The organism is Vagococcus acidifermentans (genome assembly GCF_003987655.1).
GTDB lineage: Bacteria > Bacillota > Bacilli > Lactobacillales > Vagococcaceae > Vagococcus_B > Vagococcus_B acidifermentans.
Genome location: NZ_NGKC01000001.1, coordinates 328588 through 348898, shown reverse-complemented (window position 1 = coordinate 348898; position 20311 = coordinate 328588). Strand labels below are relative to the sequence as shown.

Here is a 20311-nt window from a genome sequence, read left to right as displayed (position 1 = left end):
TTTTACTTCCTTTCCAGGTAATGATTGATTTTAGCGCCATACATTTGCAAATCATGCGCATTGCATGCATCAATCTGTTCAATCAACTCTGCAGGAATTGCGTTGCAGCCGGTCCGCGCTCCGCAGACAGCGGTCGCCATAGCACCAATCGTGTCTGTGTCGCCCCCGAGATTCGCACACAAAACCGCACACTGTTTTACCTCTCTACTATAATATGCAATCGTCAAAGCAGCAGGTACGGACTCTGACAACAAAACACCGCTGCCAATCACATCATACACCGCTTGAAGGAAAGCTTCCTCATCATCTTCGTATTTTTTAGCCAATTGCAAGCCCGCCTTCAATCTGGCTTTGATACTGGCACTGTATGTCGGCGCGCCTAACGCCAAGCCCATGTCATGCGCCTGAAACGCATACTGCATCATCTCGTCCCAGCTGAAATCCTCCTTCGCCGCACAAACTGCACCGGCTACCGTTGCTGCGCCGGCGAGTGCAATATCAGACGAATGTGTCACAATCGTAATTTCACGCACGTAATCAACCAATTCAGCTAATTTTGACGTAGGAAACAACAGTCCAATCGGTGAAATCCGCATGGCTGCACCGTTGGTTTCTGCTTTGTCAGTAATTTGCTGCACATCTTGTTGATTTTTTATCCCGTACAATGCCGCCTTCGATGTGGGCCCGAAAATTTCTTCCTCAAACGCATGATGCTGTTCGCCCCACTCGATCAATCGCCTGGCAATCACTGTGCGATTTGGCGAAAAATCTGTTTCAAACAATGCATCCAGTATCACCAGCGCTTGTGAGGTGTCGTCAGTAAACTGTCCTTTTTGAAAGTTCTTCGCTACAATGTTGCTTTCCGGCCCATCCAAAAATTTGGTAATGTAACCGAAAAACTGCTGCACCTTCTGTCTTGGCCATAACTCCGACGGCATGCCCATAGCATCGCCGATGGCCTGACCATACAATGTTCCTAAAATTTTATCCTTCATTTTCTGTTCCTTTCCGCTCTTACACACTCACCAAAAAATTGAAATCGGTGATCGGGTTGTAAACAATGGACACTTCCTCGACGACATTATCATGTGCATCAAACACTGTTCCCTCAATTTTGACCAATGCTGTGGTGTCTTGAAGATCAAAGTAAGTGCTGTGACAGCTGTCCGAAATAACCGCTTTTGCTTTCAGATGGGAATATTGGGGAAAAACACCGTAGTCTCTTCTAAATACGTCGTAAAGCGACTCTTTCTCAAAGTCATAATTTTCCAGACCGGGAAACAAAGATAGCCCGATGATGGATTGGTCAAGCGTGAGCCAGACAATGCCTGCATCATCTTTCATGCCGCGTAAACGCTTTAGTTTCATCATTTGCTTGCCGTCATCTTCATAAATTTCCTGTGCCACGATTTTATTGACTATTTCTTTTCCCATTCTGCTGATGTAATCTGAAAATCCGCTGAAATTGAAAATCTCCACTTGAACTTTCTGAATGTTCACAAAACTGCCTTTGCCCTTTTCCTTCCGGATAATTCCTTGTTTCTCCAAGTAACGCAAAGCTCGTTGAATGGTTGTCCGTGACACCTGAAACTCCTTGACCAACTCATTTTCGCTGGGCAATTTATCTCCCGGTATCATTTTTTCAATGACAATTCGCTGTTTGATATCATCGCCGATTTTTTTAAACACCGCTTCCTTTTCTTCCATGTAATCACCTGCCAACTTGAGTACTCATGTTGATCGTAACCCATAAAGCGAATGATGTCAACGCTTTCTCCACCGCGCACACTAGGTGTAAACAACAATAAAGCCTCAGAAAGTATCTTTCCGAGGCTCTCAAACCAGCTTATTATATGTACGACTTTACATCAGTTCCCTGCTTTCGCTGACTGATTTATACCAGTAGGCACTTTGTTTCGGATAACGCGCTTGCGTCTCAAAATCAACATAAAACAAGCCGTACCGCTTATTGTAGCCATTCGTCCATGAAAAGACATCCATCAGCGACCACATGAAATAACCCTGTACGTTCACACCTGCTTCAATCGCATCAAGGATAGCCTGCAAGTGAACACGGACATAATCAATCCGGCCGGAATCCGCAACTTCACCATTCACCAGCACATCTTTTGCCCCCATTCCATTTTCGGTGACGAACAGCTTCCGGTAATTCGGGTAATGCTTTTTGATGTACAACAGCATGTCTTTCAGTCCTTTTGGATAAATCGGCCAGTCCCAGTCAGTGGTCGGCACACTGGGATTATTCACACGCTGACCGACGCCTTTTAACCCGAAGATGCTGCTGCCTTTGTCACCCGTTGCGTTATGATGAATCAGCGATTCGCCCGCGTACGATTGGATAAAGTGACTGGCATAGTAATTGATGCCGATAAAATCCAATTGTTCAGCCGCCGCCTGCATCACAGCAAAGTCAGCCGGCGTGGTTATCAATGAACCGTTGTTTTGCAGCAAAATATCAGAAATAATCTGCATCGTCTGCGGCGAATAACGGCCATTACAAGTGGCATCCAATAAAAACAAATTGGCAAGAGTATTTTCTGTTAACGCAGCTTGCCTGTTTTCCAGCGAATCGGAAATCGGATACTTGGATTCCAAAATATGCACGATCCCTATTTCGCCAGCATATTTTTTCTCTTTATACAAGTTCACAATCCTCGCATGACTGACCATCATGTGATGCATTGCCTGTATTGCTTTCGGCAAATCGTATTGAATGTTTGGCGGAAAATGTCCGATAATATACTGACCTGCTACAACTGACCACGGTTCATTGATGGTAATCCAATACGTCACCTTATCCCCGTACTCTGCAAAACAAAATGCGGCAAAGTCAACAAACGCATCCCGCATCTCCTGACTCAGCCAATCGCCTTTTTCATAAAGCGGCAACGGCGTATCAAAATGATGCAGTGTCACATAGGGTTCGACTTGCCGGCTCAGACATTCATCAATCAGCCGATGATAAAATGCCACGCCCTCCGGATTCGGCGTGCCTGTGCCGTCAGGAAAAATCCGGCTCCACGCGATGGAAATCCGGATGCCGTTCATGCCAAACTCATGCGCCAACGCCAAATCCGTTTTGTATTGGTGATAAAAATCACTGGCGGTGCTCGGGTCAAACACACCTTGCTCGCGCAAATAATCTTCCCAATAGGTTTTTCCTTTTCCACCTTCGGTTACAGCTCCTTCAGCTTGAAAAGCCGCAGTAGCTGCCCCAAATACAAATGTTTCAGGGAACTTTTTCATCCTTATCAGCTCCATTATTTTATATTGTCAAACACAAATGCCAGCGCCTGTTCCGGATTCCGCGCCAAAGACACATATTCTGCCCCTGTCGTGGACACTGCTTTTGTCTGATACTGCTTCGCATCCTGCAGCAAATCACTCAGCATCGAAGCCATCTGCGGCGCCAATACGATTAAATCAAATTCGTGAATGACGTCTTTATGCTGACCGTAAGCCATCGCCGTCGAATCCAAGTTGATGCCTTTTTCTTTAGCTCCTTTTTTGATGGCATTGGCCAACATTGAACTGGTCGCCCCGTTAGCACACAAGACCAGCACATTGACCAGCTCTGAATTGTCACCGAGTACTTCTGCAATATTCGCTTCGGTCAAGGTCTCTACCAGTGTCTCGCCAGCAGCGGCGTCTGTTTCTGTTTCTTTTGCCAGCAGTTCATTGTCATACGCTTTAAAAAATGGAAAATAGATAATAAAATCAACTACTAAAATCACCAGCATCAGTACAATGGAGAGCACGGCAAACCCGGTCCCCATAACCAGCCCAAGCGGTCCCGGCGTTGTCCACGGCAGGTTGTAAATAAAACCGTTCATGCCTAATACATCGACAAAAAATTTAAAGAGCCAGACATTGGCAATCGGTGCCAAGATAAACGGAATAAAGAAGAGCGGATTCAAAACCAGCGGCGCACCGAACAAAATCGGCTCATTGACTCCGAATAATACCGGCACCGAAGATGCCCGCCCTATCGTTTTCAACTGTTTGGATTTAGCCAAAAAAGCAAACATCAGTGTGATCACTAACGTCGCGCCTGTACCGCCGAGCGTGGCAACAAAGTACTGGACCCCTTGGGACAAAATCTTGTCGGCATGACTGCCGGCCTGATATGCTGTCAAATTCGCCGATACATTGGCCAGAGCGATAGCTGAAATAGCCGGTTCCACAATAGACGGACCGTGAATTCCGACAAACCAGAAAAATGCCATCGCGCCAAAAATCAGTGCCAGCCCTAAATAGCCGTCAGCAGCGGTAAAAATCGGCTGAAACAGTTCGATGATTTTCTCGGAAAAACCAACATTGACTACATTTCTGAAACCTAAATCAAACAGCCAGAAAAACACAGTCGACAGAGTAATCGGAATCAAATCTTTGAATGTTTGGGAAATGTTGCCCGGTACTTCTTCCGGCATTTTAACTGTGATATTATTTTTAACACAAAAGTTGTAAATATTCGGAACGATGAAGCCGACGAGAAATGCAGTCAGCAGTCCTTTGGTGCCCATATACCCAGAGGCAAAACCGCCTTCAACCGCATCCACGCCAATTAAAATAAATCCGATGATTGCTGCCACCATGGTGGATGTGCTGTTGATTTGATTGGTTTTAGGGAGCTTGGTATTGAAGTTTTCAGTCAGACTTTTGGCAACTGTTGCCGACATCAGCAAACCCAAGATTCCCATTGAGCCGTTATACGCCTTCATCAATATGCCTTCTATTTCTGAACTCCAGAAAAACTGAAAAATATTCGGCACATAAGCTACCAGTAAAAAAATACTTGAAAATAAAATGACCGGGATGAGTGTAATGAAACCATCTCGAATGGCTCTGAGATAAGGGTTATTGGAAATTTTTTCAAAAGCAGGTTTCATTTTTTCGATACTGGCGACTATTCTTTTCATAGCGGACTCTCCTTATCTTTTATAAATATTAAACAAATGTTTGATAGTATCCTTTAACAGCATGGTCGTCATCAGATGATCCTGCGCATGCACCATGATAAAGCCAAGCTCGATTGCCTCTCCGGAAGCTTCGGCAGCGAGCATTTGCGTTTGTGATTTGTGGGCCTGAATCAGGCTCTGATTGGCTTCCTCCACCAGACTTTCCGCCCGCTCGAACTGCTGCTTTTCAGCTTCTGCCAGCGCTTCAATCAATTTTGAACGAGCCTCTCCTGCAAATGCAACTACTTCAAAACCAATCATCGCAACTTCTTCTTTATTCATTCTCTTGCCCTCTCTTTTCAGTTTGTTATTGTTCTGTTTTGTTCTTTACAAACAAATAATATACCGCTTACACGTTAAAGTCAACATATTTTATCAATATTTTTTTATTTGACATCCGATTCAAACAATAGTAATATAAATTCAAACACTAACGAACAATATTCGCTAAGAAAAGGAGGATTTCATGCTGAAAGAGGAACGACAAAAAACTCTTTTGGATTTACTCGCGGAGAAGCAAATCTTGAGAGTAGCAGAGATAACGAAACAATTGGGTGTGACGGACATGACGGTCAGGCGCGATTTACAGGAGCTTGACGAAAAAGGGCTGCTTACACGTGTCCACGGCGGCGCCAAAGCACTCCCGCACGGCACCCTTTCGCCTTTGGAATTAAGTCATATTGAAAAGAAAGACATCAATTTAACAGCGAAACAAGAAATCGCACAGCTGGCTGCCGGCCAAATAGAAGAAGGGGATACTGTCTTTCTCGGACCGGGAACGACAATCGAGCTGGTCTATGACTACCTGAACATTCAAAATGCTAAAATCGTGACAAATTCGATTCATGTCTTTGATAAGTTCAAAAATGACTTGCGGTTCGATTTGATTTTAATAGGCGGTGTCTACCGGCCGAGAACCGGTGCATTCGTCGGAACGATTGCCAATGATTTTATGTCCACGATTCACGTACAAAAAGCATTCATCGGCGTAAACGCTTTATCAGGGGCGGCCGTTTACAATTCAAACGAAGACGAAGGGCTGACCCAGGCACATATTCTGGAAAGTGCGGAGCAAAAATACATTGTGGCGGATTACAGCAAGTTTAACAAACGGGATTTTTATAAGTTCTATGACTTGAACAAAGCAGACTTTCTCATTACAGATGCTGCTGTCGATTCTGCTGACGACGTATATTACTCTGATATTATTCAACTCATCAAACCATAGGGGGAAAACAGGTGAAAGTCATACTCGGAACAGATCAAGAAGGAATGGCGCTGAAGGAGACCGTCAAAACATTGCTGACAGACAAGGGGTACGAGGTGCTGGATGTCAGCCCGACACCGGCGGCAGACTTTATTGCAGCCACACAAAGCATCGTTGATGCACTGTATCAGCATGAGGATGCGCTGGCGATTGCTTTTGACGGCTACGGCGCCGGCAGTTTCATCGCCGCGACCAAACATCCGCACATTATTGCGGCCGAAATATCAGAGGAACGTTCGGCTTACATGACCAGAGAACATAATAATTCCAGAATGATTGCTCTCGGAGCGAACATCGTCGGGACCGAGCTGGCAAAAAATATCGTGCTGGCCTTTCTCGAGGCGGCCTACGACGGCGGGCGCCATCAAATCAGAGTGGATATGCTCAATAAAATGTGTTAGGAGAAAACGGATGAAAAAAATAAAAGTCGCAATCGGTTGCGATCACATCGTCACTGATACTAAAATTGCAGTTGCCGATTTTTTAAGAAACAAAGGATACGATGTGGTGGATGTCGGGACTTACGGCTTTTCCCGCACCCATTACCCTATTTTCGGGAAAAAAGTCGGCGAACTGGTGGCGTCCGGCGCAGTTGACCAAGGCATTGTTATTTGCGGAACAGGGGTGGGCATCACGAATGCCGCCAATAAAGTACCCGGCATCAGAGCAGCGCTGGTCAGAGATATGACGACCGCTCTTTATGCCAAACGGGAATTGAACGCCAATGTGATTGGCTTTGGCGGCAGGATTTCCGGGGAATTTTTAATTTGCGACATTGCCGAAGCATTCTTGACTGAAACATATCGGGAGACAGCCGAAAATAAGGTGCTGATTGATAAAATCAGCCAATTGGAAGCAGGCAAGACCATCGAGCCGACAGCAGATTATTTTGATGAATTTCTGGTGAAGTGGGAACAGGGGCATTATCAAGACTGACGATACAAACCATCACATGACAAAAACTGGGAGCTGTGACAATGAGAACATTATCTGACAACAAAAAAAAGCACATGCATCAGCTGTCAACGACAGACGGCATCATTGCGGCACTGGCAATCGACCAGCGCGGCGCACTGAAAAACATGCTGAAGAAAGAGGGCTACCAAGGCGATATCGACGCAGCTGTTGCTGCATTTAAAACACTGGTATCAGAAGAGCTGACGCCTTTTGCCTCAGCTATCCTGCTCGACCCTGAATACGGCTTACCGGCCGCGGCCGCTAAAGACCCGCACGCCGGTCTCTTGCTGGCCTACGAACAAACCGGCTATGACACGACGGCTCCCGGAAGATTTCCGGATTTGATTACTACAATGTCAGTGAAACGAATCAAAGAGTACGGAGCGGATGCGGTGAAGTTTCTGCTTTACTATGACATCGATGAAACTGACGATATCAATGACCAGAAACACGCGTTCGTTGAGCGAATCGGTTCAGAGTGTCTGGCGGAAGACATCCCGTTCTACCTTGAACTGGTGTCCTATGATGCCGGCATGACAGATACTTCCAGCAAAGCATATGCAATAATCAAACCGCATAAAGTGACTGACATGATGGCGGAGTTTTCAAAAGAAAGGTATCATGTCGATGTGTTGAAAGTCGAAGTGCCTGTAAATATGAACTATGTCGAAGGCTTCGCTGAAAGACAGGAAGACGTTGTCTATTCCCGCGAACAGGCGCTCGCTTATTTCAAGGAACAAAGCGCACAAACAAAGTTGCCGTTTATTTTTTTGAGTGCCGGTGTCAGCGCAGAACTTTTCCGCGACACACTGGTCTTTGCCCATGAGGCAGAATCAGCCTTCAATGGTGTGCTGTGCGGACGTGCCACCTGGAAAGACGGTGTCGCTGTCTATGCCGAAAAAGGCGAGCAGGCAGCCAGACACTGGCTCCAAACCAAAGGCAGACAGAACATTGAAGAGTTGAATAAAACCTTGCATCAAACTGCCCGCTCGTGGCATGATAAACTTAACTAGAGAGCAGACAAGCTGGAGGCAACCTTCACAAAACAGGCGGACAAGAAAACACGTTTTTTCTTGTCCGCCTGTTTGTTAATTGAAACCGTTGTTGTCTGATACTTGTTTGAACCAGCGGCCGCTGTTTTTGATGCTGCGCTGCCACTGATTGTGAATATCCACAGAAATAAAACCGTAACGATTTTTATAGGCGTTGGTCCATGACCAGTTGTCCATGCAGGTCCACATATGGTAGCCTAAACAATTCGCCCCTTCTTGAATAGCTTGGTGGACATATTTCAAATGGTCTCTGACAAATTCGATTCTGTAATCATCCTCAATCACGCCGTCAGCATTTCTGAATTTTTCTTCGCCTTCCACACCCATACCGTTTTCAGAGATGAAACACGGAATGTTGCCGTAGTTGTCCCGCACATTGATTAAGATATCGTAAATACCTTTTTCGTAAATCTCCCAGCCGCGGTGAGGATTCATTTTACGGCCCGGCATCTCATAGTTATCAAAGTAATCATCCGGCATTGGGGAACGCTCACGGTCCACCGGTGTTTCTTTAGCCTTCACCCGACGCGGCTGATAGTAGTTGATACCTAACAAATCAATTGTATTATCCCGGATGACAGCTAAATCATTGTCGTGGATGTCCGGTAAAATACCCAGCTCTTTAACAAGCGCCACCAGCTCTGGCGGATACTCCCCTTTAATCGACGGGTCCAAGAATGAGCGGTTGAATATGGCATCAGCGAGAACTGAGGCTTTGATATCTTCCGGATTGTGTTCATCGCGCGGATAGCTTGGGGTCAAATTCAAAATAATCCCGATTTGCCCGTCCTGGCCCATCTCGCGGTAAGCTTGGACAGCTTTCGCACTGGCCAGCATTTCATGGTAGCCGACTTGAACAGCATGCTTCATATTAACTTCGCACGGGTAGTGAAACTGATACAAATAACCGCCTTCCACTGGAACAATCGGCTCATTATGTGTGAACCATTTTTTCACTTTGCCGCCAAACAACTCAAAACATGTCCGCGCATAACTCACATACGCGTCAACTGTTGCCCGATTCAGCCAACCGCCTTTCTCTTGTAAGTACATCGGCATATCGAAATGATACAAATTCATAAACGGTTCAATGTCGTTGGCCAATAATTCATCCAGCAAATCATTGTAGTAAGCCACCGCCGTTTGATTGATTGCCCCCGTAGCATCAGGAATCAACCGGCTCCACTGAATGGAGTGGCGGTAAGAATTATGTCCGGTTGCTTTCATCAGCTGGATGTCTTCTTTGTATGTGTGATAGAAACGGGATGCGTCGGCCGGTCCGACTTCATCAAAAAATTTATCCGGCATTTTTTTATACCAGTAATCCCAGATGCTTTCTCCCTTCCCGTCACCATCATAGGTTCCTTCAGTTTGCGGGCCGCTAGCTGCTGAGCCCCACCAAAAATTGTCAGGAAATTTATACGTTACCATGTTGTTCCTCCTCTTCATATTACATTCTATTTTATTATATGATAAAACATTAAAAAATAAAAGACTAGACATTTATAAAAATACATGCTATCATAATTTTGAAATCGATTTCCACTTATTTTTGTTTATTTTTTATTAACTTTCAGGAGATGAGACTATGGATTTTTCATTTATGGACAAACTGGCTGAAAAAATCATGCCCTTGGCCAACAAATTAGGAAACAACCGGTATTTAAAAGTACTGCGCGATGCCTTTATGCTGTCATTTCCGTTGACAATGTTCGGCTCAATTGTTGTTGTCATCAACAACCTGCCCTTTTTCAGCGATGCGGTAAAAGGACAATTGGGCACGTTGTTCGGCAATGGGCAAAACGCGACGATGAGTATCATGACCGTCTTCGTCACATTTGGTATCGGGTACTATCTGTCAAAATCTTATGATGTTGAAGGGGTTTTCGGCGGGGCCGTTTCATTGGCATCGTATTTGATTCTCACACCGTTTAACATGGTGACAGAAAGCGGAGAAGATGTGTCAGGTTTATTATCCCTTGACAGACTAGGTGCCAAAGGAATGTTTATCGGGATGATTGCCGCATTCATCGCAGCGGAAATATTCAGCCGCGTCACGAAAAAAGGCTGGATGATCAAGATGCCTGAGGGTGTTCCGCCAGCTGTTTCCCGTTCGTTCGCTGCATTGATTCCTGCAATTATTACGCTATCCGTTTTTCTCGTCATCAATGCTGTCGTTGTCGGTGTCTTCACAACCAACTTGCATGATGTGGTCTATGAATTGATTCAAAAACCGCTTGTCGGGCTGGGCAGCAGTTTACCGGCTACTTTGCTGGCTTTGTTCCTCGTTCAATTTCTATGGTTCTTCGGTCTGCACGGACAAATTATTGTCAACTCCGTGATGGACCCGATCTGGAATACACTGATGCTCGATAATCTTGAAGCATACAAACAAGGGGCAGAACTGCCGCACATCATCACCAAATCATTTATGGAAACATTTACTGTCGGTCTGGGCGGTTCCGGCATGACGCTGGCGGTGGTCATTTTGCTGGCCTTCTTCATGAAATCCAAACAGTCCAAAGACATTGGTAAACTGGCTCTCGCTCCGGGAATTTTCAATGTGAACGAACCTGTTATTTTCGGATTGCCGATCGTCATGAACGTGACGATTTTCATTCCTTGGATTCTTGCACCGCTAGTCGTCACTTTGTTTAATTACATCGTGATGGCAATCGGCCTTTTCCCGACCCCAACCGGCGTGCAAGTGCCTTGGACTGTTCCCATCGTTTTCAGCGGTATCCTTGCTACCAACTCCATTTTAGGCGGCGTCTTGCAAATCATTGACTTCATCATTGTAGCTGTGATTTGGTATCCGTTTGTCAGAATGATGGACAAACAGCAGCTCGCAGCAGAATAATGCTGAAAAAGTTACTTGATTATAATCAAGTAACTTTTTTCCGTTTGAATGTTATAATATGACTATACTCACTTGGAAAGGAAGAACGATTTGACGAAATATGAAAAAATAGCCGCTGTCATCAGAGAACGTATCATGTCGGGAGAATATCCGGAAAATACGCTGCTTCCTAATCAAACTGATTTTGTCAAGGAATTTAATGTCAGCCGCATGACAATTAATAAAGCCATCAATTTATTGATGATGGAAGGCTTGGTCTACAGCCAGCGCGGGGCCGGCACTTATGTTCTGCACAGCGAACCGGACCGCTCTTCCACTTTGGCTACTGATTATTCAGGTTTAACAAAAGCGATGAAGAACAGAAACATCAGAAGCACTGCGCTGCTTTTCAACGTGAATTTCCCTTCTGAAACAGTGCAGGAAAAATTGAAAATCGAAGCGCATATGCCAGTCTATGAAATCATCCGCTTACGGTTTGTCGACGAAGAACCGTTTGTTATTGAGCATACGTTTATGCCCACTGACCTGGTGCCCAACTTGACTACAGGGATTATCGAACAGTCAATCTACAGCTATTTGGAAGAACTGGGAATCGAATTTGCGGGAGCCCACCGGTCGATTCGGGCAGATAAACCGTCTGAGCTGGATATGAAGCACCTTGAGTGTCTGCCCGATGATCCTGTACTGGAAGTAGAGCAGGTCGTTTATTTGAAAAATTCACGGCCGATTGAATATTCAAAAAGCCGCAACCGCTATGATAAAAAAGAATATACTGTGTTAGATGTCATCCATTGATATTTATTAACACCGCAGCAGAAAGTCAACCAAACTAAAAAGACGCACATTGCCAGTAGCCTGTGCGTCTTTTTGGTCTGTCATCTGCTGTTTTCCCCGTCTATCACCAACGGTAATTCACAGCGGTTATTGGTTGTTTCAACAATGGCTGTAAATTCTGACATGATGGTTTCGGTCATATTCGCATCATATTCCCTCAGCTCCGAAGCTCCCAATGTCAATTTAAAACAGGTTGTTTCACCAGCATTAAGTGGCACTTTGACAAAGCCTTTCAATTCTTTCACACGGGTGATGACATTGCGCTGATTGCTTTTCACGTATAACTGTATGACTTCTGCCCCTTTACGACCTCCGATGTTGGCAATCTCGCCTTGAATGACGATTTTTTGTCCTGCTTGTAGCTGCGCGCGAGTAGGAAGCGGGTCTTTTACGGAAACATTGGTCATCTCAAAATCTGTGTAGGACAATCCGAATCCGAATGGGTATGCCGCCTCACCTGCCAAATCAAAATAGTCTTTCTTGAAAGCAATGTCGCGGTAGTTATAGTAAACTGGCAGCTGCCCGCTGCTGCGCGGAATCGACATCGCTAGTTTGCCGCTCGGATTTGCATCGCCAAACACAATAGAAGCTATTGCATCTCCGCCGAATTCACCAGGATACCCTGCTATTAATAGACTGTCCAGATATGGTTCAATCTCACACAGACTGTGCGGACGCCCCTGAATCAGGATACCTGTCATTTTTTTGCCAAGCTGCGCCAGCTTTTTGACGAGCTCAACTTGAACGTTTGGCAGACGAATATCCGCCAAATCAATGTTCTCACCGCTGGTCATCTCTGAAGAACCTGAAATAGCCGCGCCGTTGGCATCAAAATCCGTGTCAAAATCACGCGCACTGGAACCGCCTAAAACAAGTATGAGATGTTCTGCTTTTGAAGCAGCGGCAAGTGCTTCCTCAAGCCCGTTTTCAAGATGTGTCGTGACAGCCGTGCCAGGAGCATGATAAATTTGAACTGGCGTACCGGCTAGTCTTGCTTGCAGCCCTTGTAAGACTGTCACACATCGACCAACGTGCTTAAACGGTGTGTAATCACCCAGCTGATTGTAAATCAAATGACTATTCGGGCCAATCACCGCAATACTTTCGACCGCTGTATCAGCTAAAGGTAGTTGACGGTGTTTATTTTTTATTAAGACAACAGATTCTTCAGCCAGTTTTGTGACCAGTGTGCGTTTTTGCATATCTGAGACTGGTTCAACAGCCGGCGCAGCGTCTTCAAACAAGCCCATTTTTTCTTTCAGGCGGAGAACACGCAATACCGCACGGTCCAGTGTTTCTTCGCTGAGCAAACCTTGTAAAACAGCTTCTTCCAAATATGGAAACACATTGTCCCACAAGCTGATATCCACACCGCTTTCAAGAGCCCATGCTGCCGTTGCGGCGGGACTGCCGCTTAACTCTACTAGGCGGTCCAGCGCACACCCGTCTGCCATCACAGCGCCTTTAAACCCAAATTCCTCACGCAATATACTAGATAACAAACGGGCATTCCCGTGACAAGGTATGCCGTCGATATCATTATACGCGGCCATGCACAGCTCTGCACCAGCAGCGACTGCCGCTCTCATCGGCGGCAAATGAATTTCGCGTAATTCCCTTTCGCCGATATTGACTGGGCCAGAGTTGTGACCGCCCATGCCTGACCCTTGCGCAGCAAAATGTTTCAAAACTGCCAGAACATGATTTGAGTCAACCGCCCGTGTGTCGCCTCCTTGCAGCCCTGCTAAAGCAGCTAATGTAAATTGAGCAGCTAAATACGGATCTTCACTGAAGCATTCTTCTGTTCGCCCCCAGCGCGGGTCTCGCGCAATGTCCAATGTGGAAATCAGCCCCAAATGCGCCCCTTTCTCACGAATTTCCCGAGCCACAAGTTCCTGAACTTGCTGATATAATTCAGGATTCCAGCTGGCCCCGCTGGAAATGTTGGCCGGTGTTGTCGTGGAATCCAGCCCTTGATGCCCATGCGGACATTCTTCCGATAAAAAGACCGGTATACCAAGTCGTGTATGCTCTTTGATGTAATTTTGTATCATTCGGCTAACTGTCAATGCTTCTTCCTTGGTTAAACCTGTTGTCTGATTTTTTCCTGACCATGGGTCTGCGCGGAAAACGCCGTAAATCAAACCGATACTGCCCCAGCGGGCGACTTCTTCTTTAAATGCGTCTGTCAATGATATTTCGCCGTTTTTCTTCTGGTAAACATGCCAGCCGTACAAGCGCTGATTCAATTGTCCTACTTTTTCTTTTAATGTCATGTTGCTGAGCAACGCTTTGATTGTCATTGTGATTCTTCATGCCTTTCTTTAATCAGTTTGATGGTATGAATGTCATAAGGATTGAACGTCAATTCAAATTCTTGTGCAGGACTGCTGCAAATCACCTCACGTTCATTTTCCAGCAAGTCGCACAAAACGATTTTGGCAAACGGCTCCTTCAACCGGAATGTAACAGTGCCGCGTCTGTTTTTATATTCATACAAGCGGACGACAACCCCTGAATCTGCCTCCGCTTTTTTCACACTGTCGATAACAACATGACCGGCATCCGCCGCAAGCCACGACGAGGAGTCCAGCGGCTGCAAAAATTCTCCGGCAAACGGTACTGTCAGCGCTGGTGTATTCAGATCAAGCGCCTCCTCCATCGTTTCAGCTTCTTGCCAAGACCCGCAATGCGGCAGCAAGCTGTATGTAAACGTATGATGTCCCTGATCCGCTTCCGGATGAGGGTCTGTCGCCGACTTGATTAGGCTGATACCGATTTTTTGATAGGCGGCATTAAACCCGTACTTGCAGTCGCTCATCAAAGAAACGCCGTAGCCGCCTTCTGACAGGTCAATCCATTTTTGGCCGCATACTTCAAAACGCGCTTGATCCCACGATGTGTTCTGATGAATGTTTCGTTCCACATTACCAAACTGAATGTCAAATGTTGCTTTGTACGTGTGGATGTCTAACGGAAACTCTGCCTTCAACAACAAATGCTGCTGGTGCCAGTCAACGTCCGTTTCAAAATCAATCCGCCGACTGTTGTGATAAAAATGAATCTTTTGACGCAATGTCGACGATTCAAAACGCCGCTCAAGCAAAATCGTTTGACGGACGAGACCGTCCTCAATCATTTCAGCCTTCGTCACTTCTCTAATCGGCCAAACTTTTTCCCGGTAATAGCTGTCAATGTCCCATGCATCAAAGTTTAAAGGCAGATCTTCATAGACATTCAAAACGTTTAATGCCTCGCCGTGCGGAACTAGTTCGCGTTTGTTTTGTTTATCAAACAAAGACGTGATCTCATAAACATCATTGAAAGCAACCGTATAATGTGTGCTCTCAAAGGTCCGTCCTAAGCGGGACAGCTGGTCAGTGCCGGTTTCTTTGCTTTCCCGCAATATCAATAACTTGCTGCTCAACCCGGGCATTGACGGTACTTCAAACAATACATGGCCCTCGCTGGTCCGCTGCTGTTTAAGCGGTTTGTCTCCATCGTAAATCATCGTGTTTTCTGCAAGCGGGACAACGGCTTTCACCGTACGTTCAAATCCCAGCGGATTAAACAGGAAAAGCTGCCGCTCCTCCCCTGGGACAACTTGCTCAGCTACGGCTTGCGTCACAAGTTGGCTTCCTTGAGAAAAAATATCGGCGTATTCCAAATCTGTCTGGTCGTAGACTTCTTTAATCGAACTGCCTGGGAGCGTGTCATGGAACTGATTCAGCAATGTAAGCTGCCATAGCTTGTCCAGTACAGTCGCAGGATAGTCGGCCGTACCGAGAACAACGGACAATTTTTCAATTGACTGAAGCAATGTTTCTGCCATACGGTTATGCTTTTTATTTTTGGCAATTGACGTATAGGTACCGCGGTGGTATTCAAAATAAAGCTCACCCATCCAGCGCGGCACCGGTTTATCGTCTAGCCGTTTTTCCAGACGTCGGAAAAAATCAACGCCGCTGCTCGGCACAACTTTCGGGATGCCCGGCAAGCCTTGTTTTAACCGTTCTGCTGTTTCCAGCATCTCAATGGTCGGACCTCCGCCGCCGTCGCCGTATCCGTAAGCAATCAATATCTCATCGTTGATATCTTTTTGCAAATAACGTTCCCAACTGCCTTTGATTGTGAACGGATCAAGGATGCCGTTGTAAGTTGTGTAATAAGGCGTCGGACTGTAACCTTCACTGATGGTAGTGATAAAGTGGGTCAAAACCTCGCTGCCGTCAATACCTTTCCAGTAAAACGTGTCATAAGGAATTTGATTGAACTGATTCCATGACAGCTTCGTTGTCATAAAATACGGTGTGTTGGTCTTCTTCAAAATTTGCGGCAAGGCGGCAGAATAACCGAAAACATCCGGCAACCAGAGAATTTGACTGTCATAGCCGAACTCTTCTTTGAAAAATTTTTTGCCGTACATAATCTGACGCACAAGCGACTCGCCAGACGTTAAGTTGCAATCCGCCTCTACCCACATAGCCCCTTCCGGCTGCCAGCGGCCTTCGCTGATTTTTTGTTTGATTTGTGCATATAATTCCGGATAATTTTCTTTGATAAACACATATAATTGCGGCTGGCTTTGCAAAAAAGTATAGTCCGGATAGTCTCTCATGAGTTTCAAGACCGTAGCAAAGCTGCGCTCGCCTTTCTCGATGGCCTGCCGCACTGTCCACAGCCATGCAATATCAATGTGCGTATGGCCGACTGCATACACAGTGCCGTAATTTTCTCCAAAAGAAACATCGTACAGGTCTTCTGTCATAATTTTCCTGGCTTTAGTCAACCCTGCATAAAAATTGTCAGAATACGGTGTTCTGAAATCCAAGGCATGACAGGCTCTTTTCAACACATCCTGATAGATGCGCTCCAAATGGCTGTCTCCTAAAATAGCCCGCCAGCTTTCCACTGCTACATAAAAATCAAAATAAGCAGTACGTGTCAGCAAGTCCAGCTGGTTCAGAAAAATCTTCAACGGGAATTTCTTTTCTTCCCTGCCGCTGAACAATTCCAGCCGAAAATCAAGTTCCGCCTGTCCGCTGAATTTCTCCGGCAGCATAACTTCCCGATGGTTGACATCAAGCGCCTGAATCAGTTCATCATTAAGATATACTTTCATTTGCGGGTTGGTCGCGTTGTCCCACTCCGTGTCTGACGTGAAAATTTCTAATGACAGCGGCAGGTGCTGCCAGTCTTCAGGAATATTTATACTGCCAATTATCGTGTAATACGTGTTTTTTTTCCCAAAATAGTCGCCAGCAAGCAAATCGGTTGTTGTCTGATCATCAATTAATTTCAAGTTTTCAACTGTTAATCGCTGCCGGGTAATATATTTTTTCAATTCTTGCACTGTTCGCTGGACACTTTCTCTTTCAAGCATTTTTACGTCACACCTATCTACAAATTTTTGACTAATGACGGACGATTTGCCACATTTTTTCATTCATGGCTTCTAAGGGTCCGGTCATTTTCTCGCATACTTCTGTCTCTGTCAAAGCATCCGGACGGTCACTCCAAATCGCAAAATACGCACCTGAAACAGCGGTCATCTGTTCTTCTGACAGGCACTGCTGCTCGGGAAACATGTTTACAGCCCAGTTATCTCGGATTTTGTCGGCCGTCGGGTAGCGGTAGCCTGCTGCCTCTCCCAATACAAAATAAAAGAAATTATCATTGAAGTTAATTACTTTGTGACCGCGTTGGATAAATTCAGCCGTACTCGCCATTGATGGGTTCCAGCGCGTCCAGTAAGTGACCGTCGCTTCTTTTGATAGTTCAACGAGTTCCGGCTGGTTTTTTCGATAAAAGCCGTCATTCCAGACCCGCGGCTGAAACCCGTGGGAAAGCGTATAGTCAATCAGGTCATTGACATAGTCGAGGTACAACTCAATACCGGTTGCTTCTGCCCCATACTGCTCTTTAGCCGCCGCCAACAGGGTGGGGTAGGCTGATAACTGGTCGAAATCGACAAATTCGTCCGCTCCTAAATGGAAATAGCGGCAGTCTTTGAACAAATCAAAATATTCCAGCAATAAGCGTTTGAACGCCTCCTTTGCATCAGGCTGTGTGATATCCAGCGCGCGGTGGTCCACATAGGGGTCATATGCGCCGGAGCGCTCAAGGCGCCATTCAGGAAACACTGTCAAAAAACGTTTTAAATGCCCGGGACTGTCAAGTTCGGGAATAATCTCGATATAGTGGGCATTGGCCAATCGAATCAGGTCTTGCACTTCACGTTTGGTTAAATGGTCAGGCGATACAATATCCGGATACGTACTGGATTCAATGCGGAATCCTTCGTTTTCAGAAAAATGGAGCTGGAGGACATTCATCCGCAGTCTTGCCATCTGTTTAATCAACTGCTCTATCCAGCGAAACGAGTAAAATTTGCGTCCCATATCAAGCATTACTCCCCGTTCACGCATTTTCGGGTGATAAGACAGCTGCTGACCTGTTAGCTTTCCCTCAACCAGAAAATGGGTCATCTCCTGCAGGGCATAGAACAGCCCCGCCACACTGGTCGTCTCGATCTGGCACACAGCCTCTTTAGCGCTGATCTGAAATCCGTCCAATGGCAGCTCCTTATCCGGTGGCAGCATTGTTAAAACCACTTGATAGTGACTGGCTGACTCATCACTTAAAGTCAACGTCACCTTTTCTGTCTGCAGCAATCCCAGTTGATGCCGGAATGCTTGGGTGACAGTTTCAATTGTTAAGTCACTGTGATTGGTTAGTTGTTTAAGACATACATTTAGCTGACGTGTCATTATTTTTCCTTTCCTCAATCAAACTTGTCTGCTATAAAAATAGTTGCGCTCCATAAGAGAGCAGTCTGTTTTACCGAGTCTCTCCGATTTTACGCAACTATTTTTATGCACTAATTATTTTTTCCATTCATCGTATTGCTTCTGCATTTCTGTAATCACTTGTTCCAATCCGGCAGCTTTCATTTTTTCTTCCATCTTTTCAAGATTTTCATCCGGGTCAACAGAACCGGTGTTGATTAAATTCTTGAATTCTTCCTGTACGTTATTCAGCGCGGCAATTTGGGTCGTCACGCTCGTCGTATCAAAGTTGAAGCCCAACGCCGGAGATGGTGTGGCATTCTCATTATACTCTTTTAAAATTTCCCATTCGTCAGTTGGTGCACCTTCTGCATGATACAGGTTGAAGTAATTTCCGAACATATAGTAAGGAGTTGTGTAGTTGCTGTGGGCATCCAGCCATTTGATTGTATCATCGCCTGTCTTTTCATAATGGACATCTTCAATACCATAAGCCAGCAAGTTCATCAGTACCGGGTCGGTGTTGACTGCTTCAAGCAGCTTCATGGCTTCTTCCGGATGTTCTGTATTTGCCCCGACAACTGTTCCTGCACCAACGGCAGACGCATTGGTAACAATCGAATCCGTCATCTGGGTAACGACAACTTCTTTTTTCACTTGGTCTTCAACAGTCGCTGTATCCAGCGGGCCCATGACAGTGGATGTGACAAACCAGTCTTTACCGACAATGTCCGTTTGTTTTGCCAAAGCCGCATTTTCATTAATATAACCTTTTTGCATGAATTCACGGATTTTTTTGACACGCTCTATATAAGGCTCTTCAAAGTAGTAGTCGGTGATTTTATCTTGGTCGCCCTCCAGATTGATACCGACAGACGTATTCAACTCGTCAAATTCATAAGGATTTTTATATCCTTCAGACATGTACCACGGGAAAATATTCTCTTCTTTTTTGATTTTTTCCAGCCAAGGCTCCAAGTCATCATACGTTTTGATGTCTTCATAAGGCACTTTGTATTTATCTACCAGCTCTTTATTGAATACGAAAAATTCAGTCGCGGCGATTTCTTTTTGCGTTGGAATAACATAAATCTTGCCGTCTATTTCAGCGCCTTTCCAGAATTTTTCATCCAGTGTATCTTTCAGTTCTTTGTTGTCGGTTTCCAGATATTCCGTTAAATCCAAAAATCCGCCTTTGCGGGCATTAGTCAAATAGTTGAATCCGCCAAGCCATGATGCGGTAAACGCCAAATCGAATTTTTCACCTGCGTTAACCAGCGCACTCATTTTCTGGTCATATTCACCCCAGTCGATTTGGTTCAGTGTTACCGTCAAGTCATATTTTTCTGCCGTGTATTCGTTCACGGCTTCATTGACCTTGTCTATGTCTTTTTGCGGAATACCTGTGATGTACCATGTCAAATTAACTGGTCCATCCTTTTTCGCATCTTTCTCTTTATTCCCGCCGCAGCCGGCAATAAAGAACATGACTAAAACCATTAACAGTCCTAATATTTTTTTCCGTTTAAACATCGCGTAACTACCTCCAATTTATATTTTAAAGATGTTGTCAT

General features: G+C 45.4%; 16 protein-coding genes. 6 read left to right on the top strand and 10 right to left on the bottom strand.

From position 1 onward, the window contains the following. Positions 1–2: 2 nt before the first annotated feature. The 5 genes from CBF27_RS01715 to CBF27_RS01695 form a co-directional block, all read right to left on the bottom strand. Entirely contained in the window at positions 3–995 is a 993-nt protein-coding gene (locus CBF27_RS01715; protein ID WP_126811753.1) for an ADP-ribosylglycohydrolase family protein, read from the bottom strand. A gap of 19 nt (positions 996–1014) precedes the next feature. Continuing rightward, positions 1015–1707, bottom strand: coding sequence for a GntR family transcriptional regulator (locus CBF27_RS01710; RefSeq protein ID WP_126811750.1), 693 nt, complete (start codon positions 1705–1707; stop codon positions 1015–1017). Positions 1708–1863: 156 nt separating this feature from the next. Further along, positions 1864–3267: a 6-phospho-beta-galactosidase gene (gene lacG / locus CBF27_RS01705; RefSeq protein ID WP_126811748.1), complete on the bottom strand. Its 1404-nt coding sequence runs from the start codon at positions 3265–3267 to the stop codon at positions 1864–1866. A gap of 14 nt (positions 3268–3281) precedes the next feature. Further along, positions 3282–4940 (bottom strand): lactose-specific PTS transporter subunit EIIC, encoded by a 1659-nt coding sequence (locus CBF27_RS01700; RefSeq protein ID WP_126811746.1) that lies wholly within the window; start codon positions 4938–4940, stop codon positions 3282–3284. Positions 4941–4952: 12 nt separating this feature from the next. Then, positions 4953–5261, bottom strand: a complete 309-nt coding sequence (locus CBF27_RS01695) for a PTS lactose/cellobiose transporter subunit IIA (protein WP_126811744.1) — start codon at positions 5259–5261, stop codon at positions 4953–4955. A 184-nt stretch (positions 5262–5445) separates the two neighbouring features. On the opposite strand from CBF27_RS01695, the gene CBF27_RS01690 reads away from it, so the two are divergent. Genes CBF27_RS01690 through lacD form a run of 4 tightly spaced genes read left to right on the top strand, consistent with a single transcriptional unit; the run spans position 5446 to position 8216 of the window. Next, entirely contained in the window at positions 5446–6207 is a 762-nt protein-coding gene (locus CBF27_RS01690; protein WP_126811742.1) for a DeoR/GlpR family DNA-binding transcription regulator, read from the top strand. A gap of 11 nt (positions 6208–6218) precedes the next feature. After that, positions 6219–6647 (top strand): galactose-6-phosphate isomerase subunit LacA, encoded by a 429-nt coding sequence (lacA, locus tag CBF27_RS01685; RefSeq protein ID WP_126811739.1) that lies wholly within the window; start codon positions 6219–6221, stop codon positions 6645–6647. A 19-nt stretch (positions 6648–6666) separates the two neighbouring features. Then, a complete protein-coding gene (gene lacB, locus CBF27_RS01680) occupies positions 6667–7182 on the top strand; it encodes a galactose-6-phosphate isomerase subunit LacB (protein ID WP_170174977.1) in 516 nt (171 codons plus the stop codon). 41 nt (positions 7183–7223) lie between these two features. Continuing rightward, complete coding sequence (gene lacD / locus CBF27_RS01675; protein ID WP_126811735.1) at positions 7224–8216, top strand: tagatose-bisphosphate aldolase; 993 nt, start codon at positions 7224–7226, stop codon at positions 8214–8216. A gap of 75 nt (positions 8217–8291) precedes the next feature. On the opposite strand, the gene CBF27_RS01670 is transcribed toward lacD, so the two are convergent. Continuing rightward, the gene (locus tag CBF27_RS01670) at positions 8292–9686 is read right to left on the bottom strand and encodes a glycoside hydrolase family 1 protein (RefSeq protein WP_126811732.1); all 1395 of its coding nucleotides are present in this window, start codon (positions 9684–9686) and stop codon (positions 8292–8294) included. A gap of 157 nt (positions 9687–9843) precedes the next feature. On the opposite strand from CBF27_RS01670, the gene celB reads away from it, so the two are divergent. Both celB and CBF27_RS01660 read left to right on the top strand, forming a co-directional pair. Next, a complete protein-coding gene (gene celB / locus CBF27_RS01665) occupies positions 9844–11115 on the top strand; it encodes a PTS cellobiose transporter subunit IIC (RefSeq protein WP_126811730.1) in 1272 nt (423 codons plus the stop codon). 90 nt (positions 11116–11205) lie between these two features. Further along, complete coding sequence (locus CBF27_RS01660) at positions 11206–11910, top strand: GntR family transcriptional regulator (RefSeq protein ID WP_126811728.1); 705 nt, start codon at positions 11206–11208, stop codon at positions 11908–11910. An 80-nt stretch (positions 11911–11990) separates the two neighbouring features. On the opposite strand, the gene CBF27_RS01655 is transcribed toward CBF27_RS01660, so the two are convergent. The 4 genes from CBF27_RS01655 to CBF27_RS01640 form a co-directional block, all read right to left on the bottom strand. Then, positions 11991–14252 carry a glycoside hydrolase family 3 N-terminal domain-containing protein gene (locus CBF27_RS01655; protein ID WP_126811725.1) on the bottom strand — a complete coding sequence of 754 codons (2262 nt, stop codon included), beginning with the start codon at positions 14250–14252 and terminating at the stop codon, positions 11991–11993. Then, positions 14249–17332 carry an alpha-mannosidase gene (locus CBF27_RS01650; RefSeq protein WP_126811723.1) on the bottom strand — a complete coding sequence of 1028 codons (3084 nt, stop codon included), beginning with the start codon at positions 17330–17332 and terminating at the stop codon, positions 14249–14251. The genes CBF27_RS01655 and CBF27_RS01650 overlap by 4 nt, the downstream gene beginning before the upstream one ends. 31 nt (positions 17333–17363) lie before the next feature. Next, the gene (locus CBF27_RS01645) at positions 17364–18719 is read right to left on the bottom strand and encodes a family 20 glycosylhydrolase (RefSeq protein WP_245985895.1); all 1356 of its coding nucleotides are present in this window, start codon (positions 18717–18719) and stop codon (positions 17364–17366) included. A 114-nt stretch (positions 18720–18833) separates the two neighbouring features. Further along, the gene (locus CBF27_RS01640; RefSeq protein ID WP_126811721.1) at positions 18834–20270 is read right to left on the bottom strand and encodes an ABC transporter substrate-binding protein; all 1437 of its coding nucleotides are present in this window, start codon (positions 20268–20270) and stop codon (positions 18834–18836) included. Positions 20271–20311 lie beyond the last annotated feature (41 nt).